Below are 22393 nucleotides of genomic sequence, written 5' to 3' on the forward strand. Positions count from 1 at the left end.
TGCTTGCTGCATGCTTCAATTCACCGCTTAGCGAACCTGTCGTCGGGCACGAAGTGCCAGGACGGATGAATGACTGCTGTTCCACTCCCTGTAGCGGTGCGACGTGCGCGCCTTTTCTACATGCCAACAACGGGGAAACCTCGCTAACGACACTCCCCCGGTTGGACCACTCCGAGGGAGCGGTCTGGAGGCGACTGGCAAGAATTGGCGTTGGAAAGCTGCTTTCTTTGCTTACTTTCTTTGCAGCAGCAAAGAAAGTGAGTCCCGCCCCGGACAGGGGCAGAGCAAATAAACCGCAAAGAAAACAAGTTCCAAAGAAGCGCATCAACATCAAACGGTGTAAACAACAACCCCACCCCCAAGCGCCAGCGCCCTACCCTGCCACTACATCGATAAGCTCCATCTCCTTGCTGGTCATCAGCTTCTCGATGTCCATCAAGATCAGCATGCGTCCATCGACAGTACCGAGCCCGGTGAGGTATTCCGTCGTGAGCGTTGCGCCAAACTCCGGCGCCGGCATGACCTGCTCGGCAGTCAGCGTCAGCACATCCGAAACCCCATCCACCACCATCCCCACCACCCGATGCGCGACGTTCAAAATGATCACAACCGTCTGGTTGTCATACTCGACGCGACCCAGGTTGAACTTGATCCGCATATCGACAATCGGCACGATGATGCCGCGCAAATTGATCACGCCCTTGATGAACGACGGCGCATTCGCGATGCGTGTAACGTTGTCGTAGCCGCGAATCTCCTGCACCTTGAGGATGTCGATGCCGTATTCTTCGGCGCCAAGCGTGAAGACGAGAAACTCCTGCCCCGCGGCTTCGGCGTGCTGCGCATCGCGACGCTGCGACGCGGCGGAATGAATGGATTGAATGTCTGCTGCCACATGAGCCCCCGGATATTCGTTTGGGTGTTGCGAAAGTTGTTCGTTACGAATGCGTATGCGATCCATGCTGCGCACGCGATTCGCGATTGAGCGCGGCCACGTCCACAATCAACGCGACACGGCCGTCGCCCAGGATCGTCGCGGCGGAAATGCCGTGCACCCTGCGGTAATTGGTTTCGAGGTTCTTCACCACGACCTGCTGCTGGCCCACCAGTTCGTCGATCAACATCGCGAAGCGGCGTCCTTCGGTCTGCATGATCGTGACGATGCCCTGCGTCGGCTCGGTGCGCGCTCCCTCCACCGAGAAGACATCATGCAGCGCGACCAGCGGCAGATATTCGCCGCGCACGCGCACGACGCGCTCGCCGTTGGCGACGGTGTAGATGTCCTCGGCAACCGGCTGCAGCGACTCCATCACGAAGTTGAGCGGCAGGATGAAAATCTCCTCGCCGACCTTCACGGACATGCCATCGAGAATCGCCAGCGTGAGCGGCAGCACGATCTTCGTCGTCGTGCCCCGGCCCTCGCGCGAGCTGATCTCGACGTGTCCGCCCATCGCCTGGATATTGCGCTTCACCACGTCCATGCCGACGCCGCGCCCGGAGATGTCGGTCACTTGTTCTGCGGTCGAGAAGCCAGCCATGAAGATCAGTTGCCAGACTTCCTCGTCGGGCATCGACTCGCTCACCTGCATGCCCTGCTTCTGCGCCTTCGCGAGAATCTTGTCGCGACGCAGGCCCGCGCCGTCGTCGCTGACTTCGATCACGATGTTGCCGCCGTGATGCGCCGCCGACAGCACGAGTTGCCCCGCCGGCGACTTGCCCGCCGCACGGCGCGCTTCCAGCGTTTCGATGCCGTGGTCGAGCGAGTTGCGCACGAGGTGCGTGAGCGGATCGATGATGCGTTCGATCAGGCTCTTGTCCAACTCGGTCGCCTGACCGAACGTGACGAGTTCCACTTCCTTGCCGAGCTTGCCCGCGATGTCGCGAACGAGGCGCGGGAAGCGGCTGAAAACGTAATCCATCGGCATCATGCGGATCGACATCACGGCTTCCTGCAAGTCGCGCGCGTTGCGCTCGAGTTGCGCCATGCCGTTGAAAAGCCGGTCGTGCAGTGCTGGATCGAAGGTGCTGGTGGTTTCCGCGAGCATCGCCTGCGTGATCACCAGTTCGCCGACGAGGTTGATCAGTTGATCGACCTTCTCCACGCCGACGCGAATCGAACTGCCTTCCGCCGATGCCGCTGCGGCAGGGCGTGCTTTTTTCTCCGTGTCGGTCGCCGGCACGCCTGGCTTCGCGGGCGCTTGATCGAGCGCCTGAGCCTGAACCGGCCCCTGAGCGAGGCGGTTCCCGGCAGCGGCTTGCGCCGCCGCCGGTGCCGCTTCTTCTCCCTTGGGCGCTGATACCGCCGCCTCTTGCATCGGGTCATGCCTCGCTGCCGTCACCTCCGCCGCGGCCGGCGCGCTGTCCTCTGCCGGCTCGGCCGCATCCGCTGCGTTCCCCCGCCCGACCGTGATCTGCGACTCGTCGATCACGAAACAGCACACGGCGATGATGTCGTCGGAAGACACATCGGAGTCGAGCCACAACACGAGGTCGCCGCCCGACTTCTTCTCACCGACGATACTGCCCAGATTGCCAAGCTCTTCCGTCAACAGAGCCTGGTCCTTCTCGCCCACCCCCCGTAGCGTAATTTTCAGGTGGGGTCCTGCTTCCGCGCCGACACGGCCGATGTGCCCCGGCGTTGCGTCTTGCGCGGACCCTGCATCCCGGGCCGAACCGGCGACTTCGAACGCGCCGTCCCAGTCGCCGTCGTCTTCGATGATTTCCCGCGCCTGCGTGAGCACATGCGCGGGCGGTGCGTTCGGGCCTTCGTACGCCGGTTCTGCTTCGACGCGCGTGACCCCATCCGGAAAGCGCAGTTCGAGCGCGGGCAGCGCCGAATTCAACGCCTCGCCGCTCTTCAGGCGTTCGAGCTTCGCGCAGATCGCGGCGGCCGCCGCCGCATCCGGCTCGGCGCTCGCGCGATACGCGGCGAGCTGATCCGAGAGCACGTCCTTGGTCGCGAGGAACGTGTCGATCATGTCGCGCCGCAGAACGAGTTCGTTGTTGCGCGCGCGATCGAGCAGCGATTCGAGGATGTGCGTCGTCTCGGTGAGCGCGGTGAAACCGAAGGTCGCCGCGCCGCCCTTGATCGAATGCGCCGCGCGGAAGATCGCCGCGAGGTCTTCGGGATCGGGATTCGCGATGTCGAGCACGAGCAGCAATTGCTCCATTTGCGCGAGCAGTTCGTCGGCTTCGTCGAAGAAGGTTTGATAGAACTGGGTAATGTCGAGTGTCATGCTTGATTCGCCGCAGGAATGCTGGTCAGCCGGCGCCTTGGCTTTACGTCTGGCGCGTTGAGTTTCGTGTCTGGTACGTTCGGTACTACGGTCGTTCGTCGGAATGCTTTAGCCCTGCGGCTCGACTTCCGACAACGCCGCGACGAGTTCCGTCAGGAGGTCCGGGTCGAGCGGCTTTTCGATCCAGCCGGTCGCGCCCGCCGCCCGCGCGGCTTCCTTGAACGGCTCGCCGTCCTCGGTGGTGAGGACGAGGATCGGCGTCGACTTGTACGCGTGATTCGCGCGCAGTTCGGCGATCAGATCGAGACCGCTCTTGCCCGGCATGTGCTGGTCGGTGAGCACGAGATCGAAGCGCTCGGCGAGCGCCGCTTCGAGCCCTTCGATGCCGTCGGCCGCGACGGTCACGCCGTAGCCGGCGATCGTCAGCGTCGCCGAGAGGATCTGCCGCATGGCGGCCGAATCGTCGATTGCCAGAATGTGCTTGATCATGAAAATCTCTTGCTCGTGATGACCGAACGGGTTTGTGCCGTCACTGCTGCGCAGTCGCTACGCGTTGCACCGGCGTGTCGATCGCGGCTTGCTGCAACGGCTTCGGCGCGACCGTTGGCGCGGGCGCCAGCTTGTCGAGCAGCGGCTTGGCGCCCGCGCCCGGTGAGTTTGCCGATGCACCCGGCGACGGTTTGGCGCCCGCTCCGGCGGCGTTGTCGAGGAGCGTGGTCGCGGAGGCGTCGTCGTGCGTCATGGCTGCTTCCGACTTGCGGTTCAACACGATGATGCTGATGCGGCGGTTCTCCGGGTCCAGCGCGTCCTTCTTGTTCAGGTTCTGCGTCGACGCGAGGCCGATCACGCGCAGCACCTTCGCTTCATCCATGCCGCCCGAGATCAGTTCGCGCCGCGACGCGTTCGCGCGATCCGCCGACAGTTCCCAGTTGCTATAGCCCTTTTCGCCGCCCGCGTAGCGCACGGCGTCGGTGTGTCCCTGCACGACGATGCGGTTCGGCACGTCGTTCAACGTCCTGCCGATCTCGCGCAGGATGTCGCGCATGTAAGGCTGCACATTGTCGCTGGAGAGCGCGAACATCGGCCGCTTCTGCGTGTCGACGATCTCGATGCGCAAGCCCTCCTGCGTCGAATCGATGCGGATCTGCTGCCTGAATTGCCTGAGTGTCGGGTTCGCTTCGATCGCCGCCATCAGCTTCACCTGGAGGTCGTGCAGGCGCACTTGCTCGCGCCGTTCGAGTTCGGTCGTCGCGTCCTTCAGCGCCTGCTCGTCGGGACGCATCGACATGCGTCTGGCCGAAATCGTGCCGTCGCTCATGCGGGTCGTGCCCGGCTCCGGACTGGAGATGTCACGCCCGCCGCCCGTCACGATGCTCGAATCCATGCCCGTGCTCTGGCCGCCCAGGATCGCGGCCTTGAGCGGCATGTTGAAATACTCCGCGATGCCGCGCCGCTGCACCGGCGACACCGAACTCAGCAGCCACATCAGCAGGAAGAACGCCATCATCGCGGTCATGAAGTCCGCGTAGGCGAGCTTCCACGCGCCGCCGTGGTGCCCCTTGCGGCGCCCGACCACGCGCTTGATGAAGATCGGACGGTTTTTGTCGTTGCTCATCCCGGTGCCTTTGTGGTCACGCAGCCAGCGGCCGCGTCACTTTCCCTTGACCCGGCGCACGTGCTCTTCCAGTTCGGAGAACGACGGACGCTCGGTGGAGAACAGCACCTTGCGGCCGAACTCGACTGCAATGGCGGGCGCGTAGCCGTTCAGGCTCGCGAGGATCGTCACCTTGATGCACTGGAACATCTTGGTCGACTCGGCGACGCGCTGTTCCGCCACGCTCGCGAGCGGCCCGATCAAACCGTACGACAGCAGAATGCCGAGGAACGTACCGACCAGCGCCTGCGCGATCATCTCGCCGAGGATCGCGGGCGGCTGGTCGGCGGAGGCCATCGTGTGCACGACGCCCATCACGGCCGCGACGATGCCGAACGCCGGCATCGCGTCGCCCACCTTGTGCAGCGCCTGCGCGGGACCTTCGCCTTCGGCGTGATGCGTTTCGATCTCCTCGTCCATCAGGCTTTCGATCTCGAACGCGTTCATGTTGCCGCCGACCATCAGGCGCAAATAGTCCGTGAGGAATTCAATGATGTGGTGGTCCGCGAGGATCTTCGGATACTTGTTGAAGAGCGGGCTTTTCTGGGGATCGTCGATGTCGGATTCGAGCGTCAGCGTGCCTTCCTTGCGCGCCTTCGCGAGCAGCACATAGAGCAGCGCCATCAGCTCCATGTACACGTCCTTGTTGTACTTCGAGCCCTTGAACAGCGTGGGGATGACTCTCAGCGTGGCCTTGATCGTCTTGATGCCGTTGCCGAGGATGAACGCGCCGACGCCCGCGCCCGCGATCATCAGGATTTCGACCGGTTGCACGAGCGCGCCAAGGTGTCCGCCTTCGAGCGCGTAACCGCCGAACACGGACAACAATGTCACGAGTGTTCCCACGAAAATCAGCACAGTCGAGTCCTCACGTTTCGATGCGGCAAACCCGCCGTTAAGTGGTTTACGGCATGGAGCGCGAAAACTTTGGGGGAAAAATCGACGGGTGCGGACGGTCAAACCCGCATGGGCGCGGGTTTGGGAGATGCGGGACGGGCGGGTGCGGAGTGCTCAGGCCGCCAGTTCGGCGTCGCCGGCTTCGCCTGCTTCACCGAAGCGCGCCGAGCGTGCAGCGCTCGCCTTGCGCGTCTTGCCCGCGCGCGACGGCGGCTGGCACAGGCCGCAGATGAAACCCTGCCGCAAGTCGTAGGCATGCGCGACGAAAGGGCCGCCGCAGCGCGTGCAGGTATTGGTCTGCAACATGCCGGAGTCGAAGAAGCGCACCAGCGTCCAGGCGCGCGTGAGGCTCAGGATCGGTTCTTCGCCGTGCAGTTCGTTGTGTTCGAGATACAGCCGGTAGCCCTTCACGATCGACTGGATCGGTTCGCAGCCGCCATGCTGGCTAATGAAGCGGTAGATGCCGTAGAACAGCGACGAATGAATGTTCGGCTGCCAGGTCATGAACCATTCGGTCGAGAACGGCAGCATGCCCTTCGGCGGCGAGACGCCCTTCAGCTCCTTATAGAGGCGAATGAGCCGGTCGCGCGACAGGCTCGTCTCCGCTTCGAGCAGTTGCAGCCGCGCGCCGAGTTCGATCAGCTCGATCGCCAGGGTGATTTCACGGACTTCCGCGACCACGCTCTTTGTCGCCATGTAGACGGCCCTGCCGCGTTCAGCCGATCTGTCCGGCGGGCTGGTTCGCCATCAGGATCGCGGCATGGGTGTGCGCGAGCGCGGCGCTCTTCTCCTTGTCCGCGAGCGAGGACAGGATCGCGTGATCGTCGAAGCGGAAGCGGCACAGCAACTGGCTCGATGCCGCGACCTTCACGACTTGCGCGAGATTCAGCGAGGCGAGGATGTCCGCGAGTTGCTCGGAAAGTCCCATGCGGAACATCGCGCTCGGCCGGTCTTCCTGCAGCAGGCGTTGCGCGAGCAGCAAATACGAGAGGTTCACCTCGCGGATTTCCGCGAGCGTGCTGGCGTTACTGGTCGTCATCTTTTCCCCCGAGTCGATACCGTGGCTGGTCAGGCCCAAGCGGAGAAACGTTTGCTCGAATTCCAGAACTGCAGACGGAATTTCGGCCCCGCTCCTTTAATGTTCAGGCCGATTTTCGTCGAATGAATAGCGGACCGGTATCGGACAAACATTCCGATTTACCGACGGCACCGCGAGTAAATCCATGTAGGAAGAATTCCTACACGCTTCTTATTGGCCTGCTATTGGTGATCTTTGCCGGCGAACTTGCCGGCGTATTTTCCCGATTAACGGCAGCGATCCCCATTGCTGAAGGGAAATTTTGCGCTGGGGCTTTCGACCGTGCGCCGGGCGAACGCCGCCTGCCTTGGCGTGGCGCGAAAAGTGCTGAAGCCTTGCGATGCCCGCGTGAATACAACTGCCTGAAAAAGTCTGGAAGTCCCCCGCGTATTGGCTTTTCGCGCGGGTTCAGCGCTTCGTAACAGCCGGTGTTTCGTCCTGTAACAAGGTTAAGCGATTGAAAAATGACTCGAAATACCGGCCTCGATACCGATAATGAACATAAGGGATAACCCGGTCGATATCCGGGCCGATCTCGGGCGGCGGCAAAACGCTGTCCGTCCGACAGGCATTCGCTGAAGCGCTCGACCGGGGCGTGATTGTGCGATGCCCTCATGAACAGGAGAGTTACGTTATGCGAATCGCACAAATTGCACCGCTGCACGAAGCAGTCCCCCCGAAATTTTATGGCGGCACCGAGCGCGTGGTGTCCTACCTCACCGATGCGCTCGTGGACCTCGGGCACGATGTGACGCTGTTCGCAAGCGGCGACTCCGAAACCCGTGCGACGCTCGAAGCCGCATGGCCGCGCGCGCTGCGCCTCGATCCGTCGATCCGCGACGCCCTCGCGCCGCACATGCTCCTGCTCGAAAGCGTGCGCCAGCGTGCGCATGAATTCGATGTGCTGCACTTTCACCTCGACTACATGCCGTTTCCGCTGTTCTCGCAGCTCGACACGCCGTTCGTCACGACGCTGCACGGCCGCCTCGACCTGCCGGAACTACAGCCGATCTTCAACACGTTCACCAAGGCGCCGGTGATCTCGATCTCCGACTCGCAGCGCCTGCCGCTGCCGCAAGCGGCGTGGCTGAATACGATCTACCACGGTCTGCCGGAAAACCTGCTGACGCCGCAGATTCACAAGAAGCCGGAATATCTCGCGTTCCTCGGTCGTATCTGCCCGGAAAAACGCGCCGATCTCGCCATCAAGATCGCTGCCCAAAGCGGTCTGCCGCTGAAGATCGCCGCCAAGGTGGACAAGGTCGACCAGGAATACTTCAAGTCGACGATCGAGCCGCTGCTGTCGCAGGCGCATGTCGAATTCGTCGGCGAGATCAACGAAGCGCAGAAGCCGGAGTTTTTGTCGGGCGCGAAGGCGCTGCTGTTCCCGATCGACTGGTCGGAGCCGTTCGGCCTGGTGATGATCGAGGCGATGGCTTGCGGGACGCCGGTGATTGCGTTCAATCGCGGTTCGGTGCCGGAGGTGATCGATCATGGCGTGACCGGTTATATCTGCGAAGACGTTCAGGGCGCAGTAGGCGCGCTGCAACGCCTGGATGAGTTGTCGCGGCCGGAAATTCGCGCGCAATTCGAACGTCGCTTCAGCGCGAAGACGATGGCGCAGAATTATGTCGACAGCTATGCGTCGATGCTTCAGGCTGCGAAGCGCCCGATTTTGCGTCAGGTTGCAATGGGTTAATGGCGGATTGAATGCTGTTTAAAATCCGCGTTTTATAAACGCCGCAATTTAAAATGCCGCCCCCATCGGGCGGCATTTTTTATGCAATATCTCATGCGTTTCAGGTCCCGCGATGCGTAGCAAGGTCGCCGCCTCGGCACGTAGCGCCCGTTTCGCGATCCTATCTACGACCAACCTTGGCGCCCCGCTTTTAGCGACTTTTAGCGAACGTAAATCCCATATTCATGGCCCTTCGTCAATCTACCGATCAACAGCAGTGAACCGCGCCGCGACGGGCTTGTGACCACCTCGGCCCCTCCGCCAGCATTCCAGCTATCACGGCCTGTGCGCTCTTTCCTTCCACTCAGAACCAGATGAAAGACGGCCCGCGCCGATTAAACACTCCGATTTAAATCGACCAATAACTTCAAATCCCGATTTGCCAAAGATTAACGCTGCTACCCGCTATCCCGAAAAGATTCCACTCTTTTCAAAGCCAGTTAACCATTGTTGACAAACTCGCGCTACCACCGACATTAAACTTCGCACCCGAATGGACGCGCATTGAGTCCGTCATGTCGAATACCCGGCTTTAATCAATCTTTTTAGGATAGGCAGAATCATGCAATTGGGAAAGCGCCTCGGCGCTGAAATGTTCGGAACGTTCTGGCTCGTGCTCGGTGGCTGCGGAAGCGCCGTGCTCGCGGCTGCATTTCCTCACGTCGGCATCGGCCTCGCGGGCGTCTCGCTCGCGTTCGGCCTGACGGTGCTCACGATGGCCTATGCCATCGGCCATATCTCCGGCTGCCACCTGAATCCGGCGGTCAGCATCGGCCTGACGGTCGCTGGCCGGTTCCCGGCGCGCGACCTCGTGCCGTACATCGTCGCGCAGGTGATCGGCGCGACGCTCGGCGCGTGTGTTCTGTCAGTGATCGCCGGTGGCGCGCCGGGCTTTGACCTCGTCGCCAGCGGTTTCGCGACGAACGGCTTCGGCGAGCACTCGCCGGGTCACTATTCGCTGATCGCGGCGCTCGTCTGCGAAGTCGTGATGACGTTCTTCTTCCTGTTCGTGATCCTCGGCGCGACCGACAGCCGCGCGCCGGCCGGCTTCGCGCCGATCGCCATCGGCCTGTGCCTGACGCTCATTCACCTGATCTCGATTCCGGTGACGAACACGTCGGTGAACCCGGCGCGCTCGTTCGGCCCGGCGCTCTTCGTCGGCGGCGCGGCACTCGAACAACTGTGGCTGTTCTGGGTTGCCCCGATCATCGGCGCGATGATCGCGGGCGTGGTTTATCCGCTGCTCTCGCGCGAAAAGAAGGCGACGTCCTTCGGACGACAAGAAGTCAGCGCAACGCGATAGTTTCGCGAAATCGCACCGAAACGGGCGCCTTGGCGCCCGTTTTTCGTTTCCGGCGCGCACCCGAATATGAATTGGCGGCGACAAATGTAATGCGCGTTTACAACCACGACAGCAAAGCTGGTTAGCGGCTTCGTGTGGAACGCGCTGGAAGCGAGTGCTCACAAGGACTTCGACCCTATCTGGCCGGTCGAGACGCGCGATTCGAAGCCTTACGCAGCGCTTGCACACGGTAACAACTCATCGAAGCATGTAAGACGGCAGGCGCTTAAATTGGACTCATGCGACAGACGTCGCTTTCCAGGAGAAACAACATGAAGCGCATCGTCACCCATCTTCTCGTAGCGACCGGTCTCGCGATTGGCGCTGTCGGCGCCGCTCAGGCGCACACCGATCTCAGCATCGGCCTGTCGCTCGGCGCGCCCGCTTATGCACCGGCTTATGCACCCGCTTATGCGCCTGCGTATGTGCGATCCGCACCGGTTTATGCCCGTCCGGCGCCGGTTTATCGCGCACCGCAATGGCGCCACGATGAACCGCGCTGGGGCGACTATCGCCACGATAACGGCCACTGGAACCGCACCGGCTGGGACCACGGCCGCGACGGAAACAACGGGAACGGTGGCTGGAACCACCGCGGATAAACCCCGCCGCGACATGCGATGAAAACAAAGGGAGCGCCTCGGCGCTCCCTTTGCGTTGGCTAGTCCGGAATCTGCCCCGGCGAGGCCAGTTCGTCCGTGATGCCGAACAGCTTGCGCAGATGGTGCGCCACGCCCGCCTCGAAGTTATTGCCGATGCGCGGCACGCCGGGCAAGCGCTTGATCAGGTCGGGATTCGCATTGTTCATCATGAACGGATGGCCGGCCGTCTCGAGCAGGTCGATGTCGTTCATGTTGTCGCCGAACGCGACGCAGTTGGCCGGCTCGACGTCGAGCCGGTCGAGCACGAAGCGCAGCGCGCGTCCCTTCGACACATCCGCCGTCATCACCTCCAGGCAGTCCGGCAGCGAATAGGTGACGTAGAGCGCGTCGCCGAATTCGCGTTCGAGGTTAGCCGCCGTTTCCTTCAGGTCCTTCGGATCGCCGATGTAGAGCACCTTCGCGACGTCGTGGCCGTCGTGCTCGCGCAGGTCCATCACTTCGTACTGGAAGCCCGAATCCTGATGAAACACCAGCAGTTCGGGCGCGTGGCGGTCGATCAGCCAGGCGTCGTCGGCGAACAGATTGACGATCACGCGCCCCGCCCCGCCCGCCAGGTCGGGCTGCACCAGACGCCGCACCGCGGCCGGGTCGAGGTCGCGCGAGTAGATGCGCGTGTCGTCGGGCGCGTGAACCCGCGCGCCGTTCGACGTGATCAGGTAGGCGTCGATGCCGAGCAGGTCGCGGATGCCGGCGACGTCGCGATAATGCCGCCCCGTCGCGATGACGAAGCGCACCCCGCTCGCTTCGAGCCGGCGAACCGTTTCGACGGTGAATGGATCGACCTGGTGATCGCTGTTGAGAAGCGTGCCGTCGAGATCGGTGGCGATGACTGGGTACATGACTGCCTTGTATCGTTGCGCTGACGCGAAGCCTGCTATTTTAGCCTGCCCGCGCGGGCGAAATCGGCGCCGCACCGGACGCCCGCTTCGCCAGTTGCAACGCACCGGCCGCCGAATCGGCGAGCGGCGCGCGCAGCCGCGCGCGCAAACCGGCCGGCACGAACGGCTCGAATGGCGCGGCCAGTCCGCCGCACAACGCGACGGGCAGCGCCCCAGCGGGATCGAGCGCTGCGACGAGCCTTGCGATCTCCCGTCCCGCGTCGGTGAGCAACGCCGCGGCTGCGGGATGCCGGCAATGCTCGAAGACGCTCGGCGCCAGCGTCGCGTATGCCGTCTGATTGGCTCCGCTCAACCAGACGACCAGCCCGTCGCGATCGACCCCGCCGATGCGTGCGAGCAACGCGTCGGACCACGCGTCGGCGGGCGCCCGGCCGTCCAGCACTTGCTGGAGGTGCACGATCGCCCGCAACCCGAGCCATGCGCCGCTCGCCTCGTCGCCGCTCGGAAAGCCATAGCCGCCTGCGATGCGGCAGGCGCCGCCGGCGTCGAGCACCGCGGCGATGCTGCCCGTGCCGAGCGCGACGATGACGCCCGGCTCGCCGCCGTGCGCGCCGAGGAGCGTCGTGTAGGCGTCGCTTTCGACGGCAAGCGCGCGCACGTCGGGCGTCATCGCGTGAAACTGCGCGAGCCAGCCGGAGTGATTCACGCCCGCGAGCCCGCAGCCGAGCGAACATTCCGCCCAGTGGAAAGGCAACGCCGCTGCCTCGAAAGCGCGGGCGCACGCGGCTTCGATCTCGCGCCACGCGCGCTCGACGCCCAGTCCCAGCCCCGAGGGGCCGCCCGTCGCCCGTGCGAGTTCGAGCCCGTTCGCGTCGGCGAGAACGACGCGCGTGCCGCTTCCGCCGCCGTCGACGCCGATCAGATAGCCGCCTGAGTGAAGTGAATTGGTCATGTCCGCAAGCTTACCGGCGCGGCCTCGCGTCGCCAATTGGCCGAACGGGCTAGCCGAACGGCCGATGTGGCGGCCGCACGCATTCCGCTATGCTGGCGCAGTCGAAAATACGAAGGACCGAGACTATGCAGGCAAAAGAAACGCACGAACCGCATCGCTGCGGCTGGGCGTCGACCGACGCGATGATCCACTATCACGACACCGAATGGGGCGTGCCCGCCCGCGACGATCGCCACCTGTTCGAAATGCTCGTTCTCGAAGGCGCGCAGGCCGGTCTCTCGTGGTCGACGATCCTCAACAAGCGCGAGGGATACCGCGAATTGTTCAAAGGCTTCGACATCGACAAGGTCGCCGCTTTCTCGGAAAACGACGTCGCCCGCCTGATGGGCGACGCCCGCATCGTGCGCAACCGGGCCAAGATCGAGTCGGCGATTCTCAACGCCCAGGCGGTCAAGCGCATCCAGGCGGAACACGGATCGTTCGCTGCGTTCGTGTGGTCGTTCGTCGGCGATACGCCCATCGATACGCCGCGCGAGTCGTATCAGCAGGCACCGGCGTCCACGGCGGAATCCGATGCGCTCAGCCGCGCGCTCAAGCAATACGGCTGCAAATTCGTCGGCACGACCATCTGCTACGCGTTCATGCAGGCAACGGGCATGGTGAACGACCACGAGGCCGGTTGCCTCTCCCGCTCGACCACGAAAGCCGCCCCGAGGACGGCGCGCCGTAAGCCGGTAAAACCGGCGCACGAGACGAATTGATCTTTTCATAAACGGAAATTTTTGCTTTTTAGCAACGTTTCGAGGCAATTTCTCCTTCACCTAGGGTAAATCCCTATTCAGCTCGCTTTTTTTGCAGTGAAGCACGCGCTGTTGCTTATAGTGCAACGCTTCGCCGCATTCTTGCGGCGGTGCACGATCGTTCGCACCGTGTCAGAATTGCGTCGCTCGCGTGCGCTAGCGCACCTTTTTACCGGGCCAAGTCGCTATAACGAACGGTGAGACGGGGCTTTCACAGAGTGCGGAATTCGTCGCGAGCGGTAGGTGGCGCTATCAGACCGTGCGCCAGGGTGGGGAAACCGATGCACCAAGTAGATTCAGGACTCGATACATCACGCACTCTTATGTTGCCGACCGCTCCAAGGCAACGGCGTCGACGTCCGATACTGCAGGTGAAGGTTGCTCGAAATTCAACGATTGGCCGCTGCGCCGGGGCGCAGGGGGAAGACCATGAAAAGCCTGAACTTCCTGACACATCAGGAGATTTTCAACAACGCCGTGCTCCATCTGTTCAGCCAGGGGCAAGCCGCTCTGCTGCCCCACGGCGGCGGTGCGTATCGCGGATATTGCGGTGGCTGTCCGGTTGGCAGCTTGATCAAGCCGCGTGACTACATGACCGCGATGGAGGGCGTGCCCATTCGCTACATCGCGAAGGCGCCCGAAGCCGTGCCGGCGTACATGGATGTCGGTGTCGCGGCGCTCAAGCGCGCGCTGTTGCGCTCGCGCATCAACGTGTTCGATCCGACCACAGTCGAGTTGCTGAGTTGTCTGCAGAACGTGCACGACGTGTTTGGCAAATGGGAATGGCGCGAGCGGCTGGCATCGATCGCTCGTCAATTCGGCCTCTCGGCCGACCTTCTGAAAACCGCTGCCTGAGTGTTGCAGGTGTTGTGATGTTGAGCGCAAGAGACATATACGAGCGCGTAAGTGCTCATCTGCTGAAACAAAGGGCCGTGTCGGAAGACGAAAACGGCTCGTGCCGGCTGCGTAGCGCGCACGGCCGCAAGTGCGCGATCGGCTCGCTCGTTAGCGACGAGGTCTACCATCCGGACATCGAAGGCGTCGGGATTTCGTACTACCGGCACGCGCAGGATGGCGTACTACTGCGCGCGCTGTATGCATCCAACGTGAATGCCTACGATCCGGGCATTGTCGAGTTGCTGTGCGAGCTGGAGCAGGTTCACGACGACGCCGCCGTCGAACAGTGGCCGCATTTGCTCACCGCGCTCGGCAAGCGCCACGCGTTCATCTGAAACGAAAAGCCTGGCCCGAGCAAGAACAAAAAGCAAAACGGCGGTGCGCCCTTTCGGGTCGCACCGCCGTTTTGCTTTGCCGCGGCCGTTTCGGACCGCATCGGGACCGCGGCGAGAAGATGCTTAGTGCATCTTCTTCGGCAGCATCTGGCTGCGCAGACGCTTGCGCAGACGGCTTACGGCCGCTGCCTTCTTGCGCTTGCGAGCCGTCGTCGGCTTTTCGTACGACTGGCGTTCACGCAATTCTGCGATCAGGCCGTTCTTTTCGATCGTGCGACGGAAGCGGCGGATCGCCACGTCGAACGGCTCGTTTTCTTTCAAAACAATAGTGGTCATGGAATTCCTAAATCGCTAAACGTATTTGTGACTGCGGGAGACGGATCTTGCGGCCCGTACCACGCGCCGGCACTCCGATCGTCCGCCCAACACGGCGGACACGAGCAAAGCGGCCACGGAGGCCGGAAAAGAGAGAGTTGGGATTCACCGCCGAAACGGCATGCGCACTCGAGACGAAAATCTGAAATGACGCACTTTGGGCCGCCGGGCGCAGCGCAGAAACACCGCGCCGTCGGGCAAAAATCTCGATTCGGGCGCGATGTTACCAGATCATCTCGCAATCGCCAAGCATCCAACTCCCTGATGCAACTCGATTATTTGGCCGGCGCGCTGGCTTCGTCGAGCGCCGCGATGTCTTCAGCGGAGAGATTCAGGCGCGTCGCGGCAGCCAGGCTTTCGAGTTGCGCGACCGATGTCGCGCTGGCGATCGGCGCCGTCACGCTCGGCCGCGCGATGACCCACGCGAGCGCGACCGTCGCGGGCGTGGTGTCGTTGCGCTTCGCCACGTCGACGAGCGCATCGACGATTCGCAGGCCCCGGTCGTTCAGGTATTTCTCCACGCGCGATCCGCGCGCGGCGTTGCTCGTGTCGTCCTTCGAGCGGTATTTTCCGCTGAGGAAGCCGCTCGCGAGGCTGAAATACGTCACGACGGCAACCTTGTGCGCCTGCGCGACCGGTTCGAGATCCGTCTCGTAGCCTTCGCGATCGTACAAGTTGTACTCGGGCTGGAGGATCTGATACGCCGGCAGGCCCGTGTCGCTGGATACCTTCAGCGCCGCCTCGAGCCGCTCGCCGTTGTAGTTCGACGCGCCGATCACCCGCACCTTGCCCGCCTTGACGAGCTTCTGGTACGCGCCGAGCGTCTCCTCGAACGGAGTCTTGTCGTCGTCGAGATGGGAGAAATAGACGTCGATGTAATCGGTCTTCAGGCGCCGCAGCGAATCGTCGACGGCGGCCGCGATATTCGCCGCCGACAGCCCCGCTCGCGTGCTCAGCATGCCGACCTTGGTCGCGAGCACGATCTTGTCGCGCTTGCCGCTTTCCTTGAACCACTTGCCGATGATCGACTCCGATTCGCCGCCCTTGTGGCCGTCGATCCAGGCGGAATAAACGTCGGCGGTATCGATGAAGTTCAGGCCGTGGTCGACGAAGGCGTCGAGGATGGAAAACGACGTGCGCTCGTCGGCGGTCCAGCCGAAGACATTGCCGCCGAATACGAGCGGCGCGACCTGCAGTTCCGAGGTTCCGATGGGGCGTTTTTGCATGTCTGCTCCGTTTGCAAGTTGGGAAAAATACAGAAGAAGAAGCATACGCCGAGGCCGTATTTGCCGTTGTCCGTGCAACTGAAGCCAAGCGACTGATTTCATTACTTGCGCTTTCAATTCTTTTCAAAGCGCCTTGCACTGCGTTTTAGCGGCACAGGCCTATGCGGGGATAAAGTTTTTCCGCTTGCTGCCGAAAATCAGGAACCGGCGGATGCACGTCGCTTCTGGCGCACAACGCCCCTGCGACTCTGATTCAGGCCAATTACCGGCGGGGCTAAAGTTTCGGGGTGGACTGCCGAAAACCAGGAAAGGCGGCCAGCGCAACTCGTGAAGCGCGACGCTTTAACCGAATTAACGCCAATCGGCGTCTTCACTAACGAGGGACATCATGCTGAACATCAATACCAACATTTACTCGTTGACCGCACAGACGAACCTGAACAGCACGCAGAACATGCTGTCGCAAGCAATCAACCGCCTGTCGTCGGGCAAGCGCGTCAACTCCGCCGCCGACGACGCGGCCGGCCTCGCGATCTCGACGTCGATGACGTCGTCGGTCAATGCGCTGAACCAGGGCGTCTCGAACGCGAACAACGGTGTGTCGATGATTCAGACCGCATCGAGCGCTTTGTCGGCCATCACCAGCAACCTGCAACGCATCCGCCAGCTCGCCGTTCAGGCTTCGGACGCATCGATCGGCACGGACGCCGCCGCCAACCTCGACACGGAAGTGCAGGCGCGTATCACGGAAATCGGCCGTATCGCCAGCCAGACGACGTTCAACGGCATCAAGGTGCTCGACGGCTCGGCCGGCGCGAACCTGAACTTCCAGATCGGTGAATCGTCGGGCCAGCAACTGACCATCGACCTGAGCGGCAAATACGACGCGACCACGCTCGGCCTGACCGGCGACGTCAAGACGGCCACCACGGCGCAATCGATGATGGACACGATCGACACGGCGCTGAAGACGGTGAACACCGCCCAGGCAACGCTCGGTTCCAACCTCAATATTTTCCAGTCGGCGATTTCGCAAACGACCGCTCAATCGACCAACCTGAGCGCCGCAAGCGCGCAGATCACCGACGCGAACTTCGCGCAGGAAACGGCGAACCTGTCGAAGGCTCAGGTTCTGCAACAGGCCGGCATCTCGGTGCTCGCGCAAGCCAACTCGATGCCGCAACAGGTCCTGAAGCTGCTCGGCTAAGCCGGTTGATGACGGCCCGCACGCCTTCCACGGAAACGCGTGCGCGGCCATTCTCGCGGCAAACCGGATTGGAAATGCGCACTGGGAGGCTTGCCTCCCATTGCGCGTTTCGCAAACTCGACGGCATCGTGGCGCAGAAGACGCGCTACCGGCGCATCTGAATACGCATCGACGGACGAAACGGTCTCATGACGACGACAACTTCGAGCACGGCTCTAAGCACCACGCTTGCGCAAGCGGCGCAGTCCATCATCAGCGGGGTGACCAACTCGACGACCAGCACGTCGGACCTGGTGTCCGCGATGGTCACGGCCAAGACGGCCTCGCAGACGACGACGCTCACGAACCGGCAAACGACCGACAACACGACGCTGTCTGCGATCGGCCAGTTGAAGTCGACGCTCTCGGCGCTCCAGACCGCGCTCGCGGGACTCTCGGACGGCTCGGCCGTCTCCTCATTCACCGCGAAAGCGGACGGCACGGGCCTCACGGCCACCACGTCGACCGGCGCCGTCGCAGGCAGCTACGCGATCGACGTCACGCAGGCCGCCACCGCCCAGAAGCTCGTCTCGACCCAGACCGGCATCCAGTCCACCACGCAGCTCGGCACCGGCAACCTGTCGATTTCCGTCGGCTCCGGCACCGCGATGACCGTGGCGATCGGAAGCGGCAACAACACGCTGACCGGCATCGCCTCCGCGATCAATTCGGCGAAGGACAATCCGGGCGTCACGGCGACGGTCGTGAGCGGCACGGACGGCTCGCACCTCGTGCTGACGTCCAACAATACGGGCGCCGCCAACACCATCAAGGTCACGACCGATTCGACGGACGGCCTCGGCTCGCTCGCCTACGACAGCGCCAGTCCCAACAGCAATTACACGGAAAAGACCCCGGCGCAGGACGCGATTTTCTCGGTCGACGGCACGCCTGCCACGAGCGCAAGCAACTCGGTCACGGGCGTCATCACCGGCGTGACGCTCAACCTGAGCGCCGCGGCGAACAACAGCAGCCAGACGCTGACCGTCGCCACCGACAACAGCACGGCGACGACCGCCATCAACGCCTTCGTCACCGCGTATAACTCGTACGTCACCACGGCTTCGTCGCTGTCGAGCTACGACTCGACGCAGAGCGCCGGCAGCCAGGGCGGCCCGCTACTCGGCGACTCCATGCTGAATTCGATCACGAGCTCGCTTGCGTCGACTATCGCCAAGGGCGTGTCGAACGGCAGCACGACGGTGAGCCTGAGCGCGATCGGCGTCGACCTGCAGCCGGACGGCACGCTCAAGGTGGACAGCGACACGCTGTCCAGCGCGCTGACGAACAATCCGTCCGCCGTTTCGACGCTGTTCAATTCGACGACCGGCGTCGGCGCGGTGCTGAACAACAGCATCACGACGTTCCTGCAAACCGGCGGCGTGATCGACACGCGAACCACGGCGCTGAACAACGATCTGGCGGACGTCGCCACGCAGCAGGCGTCGCTTCAGACCTACACGGACCAGCTCACGGACCAGTACAACGCGCAGTTCACCGCGCTGAACACGTTGATGGCGCAGATGCAGAGCAACTCGCAATACCTGACGCAGTTGTTCGGCGGCGAGAAGAGCGCGGGTACGCTCGCAACCAACAAGTAAAACGCAACACGGAATGCCGAACATGAGCCAGCACGACATGATTTCCCAGGCGTGGGACCTTTCCCAGGCGATCGAAGTGGCGGCGGTCGGCGGCAACTGGCCGCTCGCCGCCCGGCTTGCCGAGACGCGCTCGCCGCTGTTGACGGCGCTCGCCGCCGAGCAGTCGCCCGACGCGCTTGCGACGATCCGCAAGATCCAGTCGAGCATTGCAGCGGTAACGCAGGCGGCCGAGATCGCGCAAACGGCGCTGGTCGCGAACCATCGCCGGTCGATGGAGCGTGCGAATGCGGCGGGCCTCTATCAGCAGGCTTCACGCTTCTAAAGTTTCCCCGCCGACTGCCGTTAATACGAGTAAGAACAACAAGAACAACGTGCCGATCGATGGCACGCTGCTTCGCTCTTGGTGCCCGCCTCGGCGGGCATTCTTATTTGTGCGGCCGCCTTCATCGTCTTCAGCGTCCGAGCGTCAGGCCGAGATACGCGCCGTAAAGCACGCCGTTCCCGAGCAGCGCCCACAACACCACGCCATTGCGTCGCGCATTGAAGCGCAGCCACGCCGCCGCCGCGAGCGTGATCAGCACGCCCGTCAACACTTCGATGCGAGGTTCCCAAGGCGTCAGCATGATGCCGATGGCCGGCAGCAGCGTGCCCTGAAACACCATCGCGCCAGTGATGTTGCCGAACGCGAGCGTATCCTTGCCGCGCCGCGCCCAGAGGATGCTGTTCACCTTTTCAGGCAGTTCGGTCGCGATCGGAATGATGATCAGCGAGAGCAGCAGCGCCGATATGCCCAGCACTTGCGACACGCCCTCCACGCCGTGGATGAACCCCTTCGCGCCCCCGACCAGCAGCACGATCCCCACGAAGAATTGCAGCACGATGGTGGCGAGCGTCGTCGGCAGGCCGAGGCGCGAGATGAAGAGGCGCTCGGGCGCCTCGGTGCCGTGTCCGCTATCGACGAGTGCCGCCGATGCCCTGAACGTCGAGATCACATAGACCACATAGACGCAGACAAGACCCGCCGCGAAAAGCGCGCGCACTTGCCACGCGTGGTGCGGCACGAACATCGCGCCGGCCGCGATCACGAAAGCGCACAGGAAGAAGTTGAGGTCGCGCGTGAAGCCAGTGCGCTCGGGCGCGATCACGCCACGCATCCCGCGCGACTTCAGGATCGCAAGCGTCATCAGGCAGGTGGAGAGCGTCGCGAGCATCAGCGGCGCGCCGAGGATCGCGCCGACGCCGATCTCCTCGTTGACCGTCCGGCTCGCCGTGCCGCCGAGCAGCGCGATGATCGGCACTGTCGTTTCCGGCAGCGCGGTGCCGACCGCCGCGAAGAGCGACCCGGTCACGCCTTCGGATATGCCGAGCCGCTCGCCGAGATGTTCGAGCGCGTTCGTGAACAGTTCGGACGCCACGAGAATGACGACGAGCATCAGCGCGAGTTCGAGAAAAAGCAGCGTCATGCGGCACCTCGCGTCGAGGTGAACGTGACAATGACTGCGCTTGGCGGGGAGTGTTTTATGAGTTTTGGGGACACGATGATTCCACGGTCGGACGTCAGCGAACCATGATGCACCGCGCGTCGTCCGACCAGGAACGACGCGATGCATCAATGGTCTCGCCAAACCGGACCGGTCGAACGCGCCACGGCTTGACAGCCGAGGATGTTGACGCGCTCTCCTTCCAAAGCTGGAAGGAAGGCTACTCCCCAAAGACGGGGTGAAGTGTAGCCCGCTGAAAACGATTCGGCAAGGCGCGCGTCCGGGCCGGCGCATAGGGATATGACAATCGGATCGTTGTCGCCGCGGTTGGGCTTCGATAATCTACCGGCGCGGGCGCGCCTTGCATCCGGGACGCGCGCCATCGAAAGAAAACGAATGTAAATATCAATTGACTCAAAAGGTCACGGGAGAACCTATGCGCTTCAAACTGCTCGCGCTCGCCGCACTCGTCGCTACGCCGATGCTCGCGATGTCCAAACCGCTCACCGTCTGCACCGAATCGAGCCCGGACGGCTTCGACGTCGTCCAGTTCAATTCGCTCGTCACGACGAACGCGTCGGCGGACGTGATTTTCAACACGCTCGTCGCTTACGATGAAGCCGCGAAGAAAGTCGCGCCGTCGCTCGCTCAGAAGTGGGACGTGAGCGACGACGGCCTGACCTACACGTTTCACTTGCGCCCGAACGTGGCGTTCCAGACCACCGACTACTTCAAGCCGACGCGCAAGCTCACCGCCGACGACGTCGTGTTCACCTTCGAGCGCATGCTCTCGGACAGCAATCCGTGGCACAAAGTCGCCGGGGCGAGCGGTTTTCCGCATGCGCAGTCGATGGGTCTCGTGAAGCTGATCAAGTCGGTGGGCAAGGTCGACGACAACACCGTCAAGTTCGAACTCAACGAGCCGAACGCGACCTTCGTGCCGATCCTGACGATGGGTTTTGCCTCGATCTATTCGGCCGAATACGCCGATCAGTTGCTGAAGGCGAACAAGCAGGCCGACCTGAACATGAAGCCGGTCGGCACCGGGCCGTTCGTCCTGAAGAGCTACACGAAGGACGCCGTGATCCGCTACGACGTCAATCCGGACTACTGGGGCGCGAAGCCGAAGATCGACCGGCTGATCTACGCGATCACGCCAGACGCTTCGGTGCGCGCGCAGAAGATCAAGGCGGGCGAGTGCCAGATCGCGCTGTCGCCCAAGCCGCAGGACGTCATCGAGGCGAAGAGCGACAAGTCGCTGAAAGTGAGTGAGACGCCCGCGTTCATGACGGCGTTCGTCGCGCTGAACACGCAGAAGAAGCCGCTCGACAATCCGAAGGTCCGTCAGGCGCTGAACGTCGCCTTCGATCGCACGACGTACTTGAAGACCGTCTTCGAGAACACGGCGACGCCGGCCGTCAATCCGTTCCCGCCGAACACATGGAGCTATGACAAGTCGGTGAGCGCCTATCCGTATTCGGCCGACCGGGCGAAGAAGCTCCTCGCCGACGCGGGCTTTCCGAATGGCTTCGACACCACGATCTGGGTGCGTCCGAACGGCAGCGTGCTGAATCCGAATCCGAAGGCCGGCGCCGAATTGCTGCAAGCGGACCTTGCGAAGATCGGCGTCAAGGCGCAGGTGAAGGTGATCGAATGGGGCGAGCTGATCAAGGAAGCGAAACAGGGCCAGCACGACATGTTGTTCATGGGCTGGGCCGGCGACAACGGCGATCCGGATAACTATCTCTCGCCGCTTTTCAGTTGCAACGCGGTGAAGTCCGGGATCAACTTCGCGCGTTACTGCGATCCGCAACTCGACAAGCTGATCGCCGATGGCAAGACGACGCCCGATATCGGCAGGCGCACGAAAGCCTATGTGGAGGCGCAGAAGATCATCCACGACCAGGCGCTGTGGATTCCGCTCGCGTATCCGACAGCCGCCGCGCTCACGCGCGGCAACGTGAGCGGCTATAGCGTGAGCCCTTTCGGGCGACAGAACTTCGCGAGCGTCACGGTGCAGTAAGCGCGAATGGC

At 62.7% G+C, this 22393-nt stretch carries 23 protein-coding genes and 1 riboswitch; of the genes, 11 read left to right on the forward strand and 12 right to left on the reverse strand.

Going from position 1 to position 22393, the window contains the following annotated elements:
- Window positions 1–373 precede the first annotated feature (373 nt).
- The 7 genes from cheW to flhD all read right to left on the reverse strand — a co-directional run bounded on the left by cheW (window position 374) and on the right by flhD (window position 6826).
- Window positions 374–970 (reverse strand): chemotaxis protein CheW, encoded by a 597-nt coding sequence (cheW, locus tag AWB68_RS18750; protein ID WP_235028406.1) that lies wholly within the window; start codon window positions 968–970, stop codon window positions 374–376.
- Entirely contained in the window at window positions 939–3236 is a 2298-nt protein-coding gene (gene cheA / locus AWB68_RS18755) for a chemotaxis protein CheA (RefSeq protein ID WP_087645849.1), read from the reverse strand. The genes cheW and cheA overlap by 32 nt, the downstream gene beginning before the upstream one ends.
- Window positions 3237–3344: 108 nt before the next feature.
- The gene (locus tag AWB68_RS18760; protein ID WP_087645850.1) at window positions 3345–3725 is read right to left on the reverse strand and encodes a response regulator; all 381 of its coding nucleotides are present in this window, start codon (window positions 3723–3725) and stop codon (window positions 3345–3347) included.
- A 40-nt stretch (window positions 3726–3765) separates the two neighbouring features.
- The gene (motB, locus tag AWB68_RS18765; RefSeq protein ID WP_087645851.1) at window positions 3766–4851 is read right to left on the reverse strand and encodes a flagellar motor protein MotB; all 1086 of its coding nucleotides are present in this window, start codon (window positions 4849–4851) and stop codon (window positions 3766–3768) included.
- A 36-nt stretch (window positions 4852–4887) separates the two neighbouring features.
- Window positions 4888–5748 carry a flagellar motor stator protein MotA gene (motA, locus tag AWB68_RS18770; RefSeq protein WP_087645852.1) on the reverse strand — a complete coding sequence of 287 codons (861 nt, stop codon included), beginning with the start codon at window positions 5746–5748 and terminating at the stop codon, window positions 4888–4890.
- A 153-nt stretch (window positions 5749–5901) separates the two neighbouring features.
- Window positions 5902–6483, reverse strand: coding sequence for a flagellar transcriptional regulator FlhC (gene flhC, locus AWB68_RS18775; protein WP_087645853.1), 582 nt, complete (start codon window positions 6481–6483; stop codon window positions 5902–5904).
- Between the two features lie 19 nt (window positions 6484–6502).
- Window positions 6503–6826, reverse strand: coding sequence for a flagellar transcriptional regulator FlhD (gene flhD / locus AWB68_RS18780; protein ID WP_087645899.1), 324 nt, complete (start codon window positions 6824–6826; stop codon window positions 6503–6505).
- A gap of 122 nt (window positions 6827–6948) precedes the next feature.
- On the opposite strand from flhD, the gene AWB68_RS46600 reads away from it, so the two are divergent.
- From AWB68_RS46600 to AWB68_RS18795, 4 genes are all read left to right on the forward strand, one after another.
- Window positions 6949–7287: a hypothetical protein gene (locus AWB68_RS46600; RefSeq protein ID WP_125482968.1), complete on the forward strand. Its 339-nt coding sequence runs from the start codon at window positions 6949–6951 to the stop codon at window positions 7285–7287.
- Window positions 7288–7499: 212 nt separating this feature from the next.
- A complete protein-coding gene (locus AWB68_RS18785) occupies window positions 7500–8564 on the forward strand; it encodes a glycosyltransferase family 4 protein (protein ID WP_087645854.1) in 1065 nt (354 codons plus the stop codon).
- A gap of 601 nt (window positions 8565–9165) precedes the next feature.
- Window positions 9166–9906, forward strand: a complete 741-nt coding sequence (gene aqpZ, locus AWB68_RS18790; RefSeq protein ID WP_087645855.1) for an aquaporin Z — start codon at window positions 9166–9168, stop codon at window positions 9904–9906.
- A 311-nt stretch (window positions 9907–10217) separates the two neighbouring features.
- Window positions 10218–10547 (forward strand): PXPV repeat protein, encoded by a 330-nt coding sequence (locus AWB68_RS18795; protein ID WP_087645856.1) that lies wholly within the window; start codon window positions 10218–10220, stop codon window positions 10545–10547.
- 59 nt (window positions 10548–10606) lie between these two features.
- Here AWB68_RS18795 and AWB68_RS18800 read toward each other — a convergent pair whose 3' ends face one another.
- Both AWB68_RS18800 and AWB68_RS18805 read right to left on the reverse strand, forming a co-directional pair.
- Window positions 10607–11446 carry a Cof-type HAD-IIB family hydrolase gene (locus tag AWB68_RS18800; protein ID WP_087645857.1) on the reverse strand — a complete coding sequence of 280 codons (840 nt, stop codon included), beginning with the start codon at window positions 11444–11446 and terminating at the stop codon, window positions 10607–10609.
- 40 nt (window positions 11447–11486) lie between these two features.
- The gene (locus AWB68_RS18805) at window positions 11487–12398 is read right to left on the reverse strand and encodes a glucosamine kinase nucleotide-binding domain-containing protein (RefSeq protein ID WP_087645858.1); all 912 of its coding nucleotides are present in this window, start codon (window positions 12396–12398) and stop codon (window positions 11487–11489) included.
- Between the two features lie 125 nt (window positions 12399–12523).
- Between AWB68_RS18805 and AWB68_RS18810 the strand changes: the two genes are divergently transcribed.
- The 3 genes from AWB68_RS18810 to AWB68_RS18820 all read left to right on the forward strand — a co-directional run bounded on the left by AWB68_RS18810 (window position 12524) and on the right by AWB68_RS18820 (window position 14430).
- A complete protein-coding gene (locus AWB68_RS18810) occupies window positions 12524–13159 on the forward strand; it encodes a DNA-3-methyladenine glycosylase I (RefSeq protein WP_125482969.1) in 636 nt (211 codons plus the stop codon).
- Between the two features lie 468 nt (window positions 13160–13627).
- Window positions 13628–14053 carry a hypothetical protein gene (locus AWB68_RS18815; protein ID WP_087645859.1) on the forward strand — a complete coding sequence of 142 codons (426 nt, stop codon included), beginning with the start codon at window positions 13628–13630 and terminating at the stop codon, window positions 14051–14053.
- A 77-nt stretch (window positions 14054–14130) separates the two neighbouring features.
- Window positions 14131–14430, forward strand: a complete 300-nt coding sequence (locus AWB68_RS18820) for a hypothetical protein (protein ID WP_235028407.1) — start codon at window positions 14131–14133, stop codon at window positions 14428–14430.
- A 123-nt stretch (window positions 14431–14553) separates the two neighbouring features.
- Here the strand turns inward: AWB68_RS18820 and rpsU are convergent, their stop codons facing one another.
- Window positions 14554–14766: a 30S ribosomal protein S21 gene (gene rpsU / locus AWB68_RS18825; RefSeq protein ID WP_035942296.1), complete on the reverse strand. Its 213-nt coding sequence runs from the start codon at window positions 14764–14766 to the stop codon at window positions 14554–14556.
- A gap of 314 nt (window positions 14767–15080) precedes the next feature.
- Window positions 15081–16031, reverse strand: coding sequence for an aldo/keto reductase (locus AWB68_RS18830; protein WP_087645861.1), 951 nt, complete (start codon window positions 16029–16031; stop codon window positions 15081–15083).
- A 388-nt stretch (window positions 16032–16419) separates the two neighbouring features.
- On the opposite strand from AWB68_RS18830, the gene AWB68_RS18835 reads away from it, so the two are divergent.
- The 3 genes from AWB68_RS18835 to AWB68_RS18845 all read left to right on the forward strand — a co-directional run bounded on the left by AWB68_RS18835 (window position 16420) and on the right by AWB68_RS18845 (window position 19200).
- Window positions 16420–17238, forward strand: coding sequence for a flagellin N-terminal helical domain-containing protein (locus AWB68_RS18835; protein ID WP_087645862.1), 819 nt, complete (start codon window positions 16420–16422; stop codon window positions 17236–17238).
- 188 nt (window positions 17239–17426) lie between these two features.
- The gene (gene fliD, locus AWB68_RS18840; protein WP_087645863.1) at window positions 17427–18878 is read left to right on the forward strand and encodes a flagellar filament capping protein FliD; all 1452 of its coding nucleotides are present in this window, start codon (window positions 17427–17429) and stop codon (window positions 18876–18878) included.
- Window positions 18879–18900: 22 nt separating this feature from the next.
- On the forward strand, window positions 18901–19200 hold the full coding sequence (locus AWB68_RS18845; protein WP_235028408.1) for a flagellar protein FliT: 300 nt from the start codon (window positions 18901–18903) through the stop codon (window positions 19198–19200).
- A 130-nt stretch (window positions 19201–19330) separates the two neighbouring features.
- On the opposite strand, the gene AWB68_RS18850 is transcribed toward AWB68_RS18845, so the two are convergent.
- A complete protein-coding gene (locus AWB68_RS18850; protein WP_087645865.1) occupies window positions 19331–20341 on the reverse strand; it encodes a sodium:calcium antiporter in 1011 nt (336 codons plus the stop codon).
- An 89-nt stretch (window positions 20342–20430) separates the two neighbouring features.
- Window positions 20431–20600: riboswitch (yybP-ykoY riboswitch) on the reverse strand.
- A gap of 195 nt (window positions 20601–20795) precedes the next feature.
- Here AWB68_RS18850 and AWB68_RS18855 point away from each other — a divergent pair.
- On the forward strand, window positions 20796–22382 hold the full coding sequence (locus AWB68_RS18855; RefSeq protein ID WP_087645866.1) for an ABC transporter substrate-binding protein: 1587 nt from the start codon (window positions 20796–20798) through the stop codon (window positions 22380–22382).
- Window positions 22383–22393 lie beyond the last annotated feature (11 nt).

The organism is Caballeronia choica (genome assembly GCF_001544535.1).
Taxonomy (GTDB): domain Bacteria; phylum Pseudomonadota; class Gammaproteobacteria; order Burkholderiales; family Burkholderiaceae; genus Caballeronia; species Caballeronia choica.